At 32.1% G+C, this 3883-nt stretch carries 7 protein-coding genes; all 7 read left to right on the top strand.

What is annotated here, in order from left to right; genetic code table 11:
* Positions 1-377 (top strand): adhesin (locus tag HMPREF2573_RS00040; protein ID WP_070472086.1); only part of this gene is annotated, 377 nt, incomplete at its 5' end.
* A complete protein-coding gene (locus HMPREF2573_RS00035) occupies positions 374-955 on the top strand; it encodes an Imm42 family immunity protein (protein ID WP_003659569.1) in 582 nt (193 codons plus the stop codon). The genes HMPREF2573_RS00040 and HMPREF2573_RS00035, both read left to right, overlap by 4 nt.
* 111 nt (positions 956-1066) lie before the next feature.
* A complete protein-coding gene (locus HMPREF2573_RS00030) occupies positions 1067-1462 on the top strand; it encodes a hypothetical protein (RefSeq protein ID WP_180373165.1) in 396 nt (131 codons plus the stop codon).
* 19 nt (positions 1463-1481) lie between these two features.
* Complete coding sequence (locus HMPREF2573_RS00025) at positions 1482-2057, top strand: hypothetical protein (RefSeq protein ID WP_003659577.1); 576 nt, start codon at positions 1482-1484, stop codon at positions 2055-2057.
* 60 nt (positions 2058-2117) lie between these two features.
* Positions 2118-2504, top strand: coding sequence for an adhesin (locus tag HMPREF2573_RS00020; RefSeq protein ID WP_228141139.1), 387 nt, complete (start codon positions 2118-2120; stop codon positions 2502-2504).
* A 107-nt stretch (positions 2505-2611) separates the two neighbouring features.
* Positions 2612-3190, top strand: coding sequence for a hypothetical protein (locus tag HMPREF2573_RS00015; protein ID WP_227513724.1), 579 nt, complete (start codon positions 2612-2614; stop codon positions 3188-3190).
* 28 nt (positions 3191-3218) lie between these two features.
* Positions 3219-3883: DUF637 domain-containing protein (locus HMPREF2573_RS00010; RefSeq protein ID WP_168162415.1), on the top strand; the 665-nt coding region annotated here is incomplete at its 3' end.

Genomic DNA, 3883 nt, shown 5'->3' with positions numbered 1-3883 from the left:
GTTGTGGGGTTGATGTTAAAACATCTCCTCTGCCTGTTGCTGGGGCTAAGAGATCAGATAAAGTTAATGAAATCTATAAGTCAAACCCAAAGCACACATTAGGTCAAACAGGAAATCGTCCGAATGCTGGTATTGAGCCGAAAAATTCGTTTGAGTTATTTGAAAACTCTTTTCAGTCTGGAAATAAAAGATATTCCATTGATTCTGATGGAAACATTCATCAATTTACCCATACAAATAAAGGTGATAATACATGGCATTGGGCTGGTAGAACAGGCAAGGATCAAGCTGTAGATCAGCGATTAAAAGGCAATAACATACCTCAAGATGTTATTAAGCATTTCAATCTAAATCCTAAAAAGGTAAAGAAATTATGATTTTTGGAAACCCCGATAATTTTGCCATCTATGTTGATGAAGTTAGGCATTGGTTAATCGACAAGGAAATTAATGGTATTGTTGGAATTTATATAAATAGCCAGTTTTTTTTAACAAATTACGGATTAATATCGCTTTATAATGACTTCGAAAATATTTTAAAAAAATTAGACAATATACCCTGTAATCAGTATATTTTTAATTTATCAAATATTGAAATTTTGAAATTTATGTTATTAGAAAGATATCCAAACTGGTGTGCTAACTCCAACGATGAATGGGAGGAAAATTTAGATAATTGGAATGATATTGAGGAAAATATTAATTTTGATTTAAGTTTAGAGAGTTTTTCTAAAGGTCATGCTGAGAGTTTTCATTTGTTTGGTATTAAGTCTTTAGATGATAAGATAAAATTAATATTTTATATTAAAAATAATTTGAAAGATTTTTTTGATTTTTCTTCATTGGATGATTCCAATAATTTTTCTGTAATTATTGATTTTAGTGATTATGTTGAGATTGTTCATAAATTAATATTTTTTCTAAATGAAAAAGGTGTTTTTATAAATAAGAAATAGCATTGAAATTAAGCTCTAAGCCAATACCTACTACCCAACCACACCGAAACCGTCTACAACTTTGAAGTACAAGACTTCCACACCTACCATATTGGTGAATATGGGGCGTGGGTGCATAATGCAGATTGTTGTGGGGTTGATCAGAAATTAATAGATAATCTATCAAAACCGTTGAGTAAATCAACTAAAGATCATATCATTAAAAGGCATGATTACAATGAGATTAGGCAACAAATTGACACAATCATGAATAAAACAGGAAAAAGCAAGCAAGATGCGTTTAATATGTTAAACCTAAGCAATAGAACATTTTTTAATAAAAACTGGGATCAAAACACAATAGTAAAAGCTACTGAATATGCAAAACAAGACGCTATTGGTAAAAATGTAACAAGTGGAAATCATACGGTTGTTTATCGAGGAGAAAAAATTACAATAAATATATCTAATGATAGGAAAGTGTCAACGGCTTACGGTCATTATAAATATAACATTAACGATTTCTGATATAAAAAGGATAATTTATATGAATATGATAAGTATCAAATATAGAATAAATGAAAAGTCTTTAATGGATAACTATGATGACATTCTTAGTAAACCAATTATTTATGGAGTTTTTATTATTGAGAGTGACTTTGAGTTTTATTTAAGAGATAAATGCATGATTGATGATGGATTATTTGAACTATTTAAGTTTAATGATGATTTGTTTGATTGGTTTTTTAATCTTAATAAAATTAACATAGAGCTAATGAGAGACGATAATAAATACATTATGCTTGGTTATGACTTAGATAGTGCATATATCAAAAACTATATTTTGTTCACAAAAAATAATCAATATTTAAAAATTTCAATTATTGAGTGTGATAATCAAGATGGTACATTAAAGTTATTAAGCAAAAAACTACCAGACAATTATAGAATAATCAATGAAATGGCTCCTATCAATATTAACATATGGTTAGAGGAAATTTATAAAAAAACAAAGCAATTTCTTGATGATATAACCAGCATTTATAAGGATTTTGATAATTATATATATATTAAAAAACTCAATGATTTTTTAAAAGTTTATGAAAATAATGTAAAAGCATAAATCTACAAGTCTAAATCCATAAATTTTCACACCTACCATATTGGTGAATATGGGGTGTGGGTGCATAATGCGGAGTGTTGTGGGGTTGATGTTAAAACATCTCCTCTGCCTGTTGCTGGGGCTAAGAGATCAGATAAAGTTAATGAAATCTATAAGTCAAACCCAAAGCACACATTAGGTCAAACAGGAAATCGTCCGAATGCTGGTATTGAGCCGAAAAATTCGTTTGAGTTATTTGAAAACTCTTTTCAGTCTGGAAATAAAAGATATTCCATTGATTCTGATGGAAACATTCATCAATTTGCAAATTCCAATGATGGTACTTGGCATTGGGCTGGTCGTACAGGTAAAGATCAGCCAGAATCGCAACGCTTAAATTCATCAAACATTCCAAATAATGTCTTTGGCAAATTGGGGACGACTTACAATAAGGTAAAACGTAAATGATATTTGAAATTCCATGTAATAGGTAGTCATCAGAATGCTCCAAAAGGCTGTCTATCATTATAGAAAATTTAGGCTCTGATTTCTTTAGTGTGAATTTTTGCGTGGATATGAATTTCTTTCCGCATTATTTGGCATACAATTTACGTGGCATATTCTTAAAGTCTTTTGACAACAAGGAGATTTTTGAAAACCAAGTAAATGATGATTTTTTTAATCTAGATGATAGAAGGTTAATGATACGCCTCATTCAAGAATCTTTTGTATATATGTATAGAAGAGAGGAAATTATTCAATTGAATTTGTACCCTCGAGAATACGATGACTCATGGTTTGAAAATTATGACTTATTATTTGATAATATTTCAAATAGGGAGGAAAATAGAGATAAACTATGGGAGATTGATTCTATGGAATATACAAACAATGGGTATTTTATTTTTATTGTAAATCACCTTAAAAACACTAAAGTTGTTTTTATCAGCTACAACAAAAATTTAGATGATGAGCTAGGTAGGTTTTGTAACCCAGAAGCCATCAAGAAGGATCCAAAGTTTTTTGATGAGTCTATATGGTCAGTACGAGTGGTAGAAGTGTATACTGCCGAGTTTCTTACGGTGATCAAACGGATTATTAATTATTTATCAATGTCGAATGATGCTAATTCTCAATGCCATCTAAAGCAATAATACACCGACCATCATCGCTTTAGATGGTATGGACATACAAATCCCCATCTCTCAAAAAGAACAAAAGGCAGGTATCACACTACAAGAACAAATTGACATACCCATACAACAGCCTGAGTATAGCTATTTAAACCAGTTTATTGATAGAGAAGATACCACTTGGCAAGAGATTGTCTTAGCAGAAGATGGCTGGGATTATAAGCAAGAAGGGTTGACGCCTGCTGGTGCTGCCATTGTGGGCAGTCAGACCGTCGGAGCAATGGCAGGTGCTGCGTTTAGTTCTCTTACCAACCTAGCCAGTGTTAGCTTGATTAATAATCAAGGAGATGTTGAAGCGATTCTCAAAGAACTTGGCCCCAAAGACAATGTCAAACAACTCACCCTTGCCATCACAAGTGCTGGCATTAGCCATAAGATTGACAAAAGCTTGGGGTTAAAAGGTATAGATATCACCCAAACAGGCTTTGACCAAAGATTGGTAAAAGTCATTGCTAATAGTACCAGTACAAGCTTGTTACAGACAGCTGTCTATGGCAGTGATTTTGAGGAGAATCTCAAAAAGAATCTTAGAATGCAGTTTGCCACTGTCGCCACTCAAGACACTTTCTCAAATATCGTCAAAGACCTTGACGGCGATACACTAAGTGATAACATTACCCACAAACTTGCCGCAGGTTTAACAGGCTGTCTATC

The organism is Moraxella sp. HMSC061H09 (assembly GCF_001809255.1).
GTDB lineage: Bacteria > Pseudomonadota > Gammaproteobacteria > Pseudomonadales > Moraxellaceae > Moraxella > Moraxella catarrhalis.
Note: the sequence above shows the minus strand (reverse complement) of the source record. Positions and strands in the feature narration are given on the sequence as shown.

Bases quoted from the DNA above. Each gene is read 5' to 3' on its own strand.
- HMPREF2573_RS00035 (WP_003659569.1), top strand. From the start codon at position 374: ATGATTTTTGGAAACCCCGATAATTTTGCCATCTATGTTGATGAAGTT.
- HMPREF2573_RS00025 (WP_003659577.1), top strand. From the start codon at position 1,482: ATGAATATGATAAGTATCAAATATAGAATAAATGAAAAGTCTTTAATG.
- HMPREF2573_RS00015 (WP_227513724.1), top strand. From the start codon at position 2,612: ATGAATTTCTTTCCGCATTATTTGGCATACAATTTACGTGGCATATTC.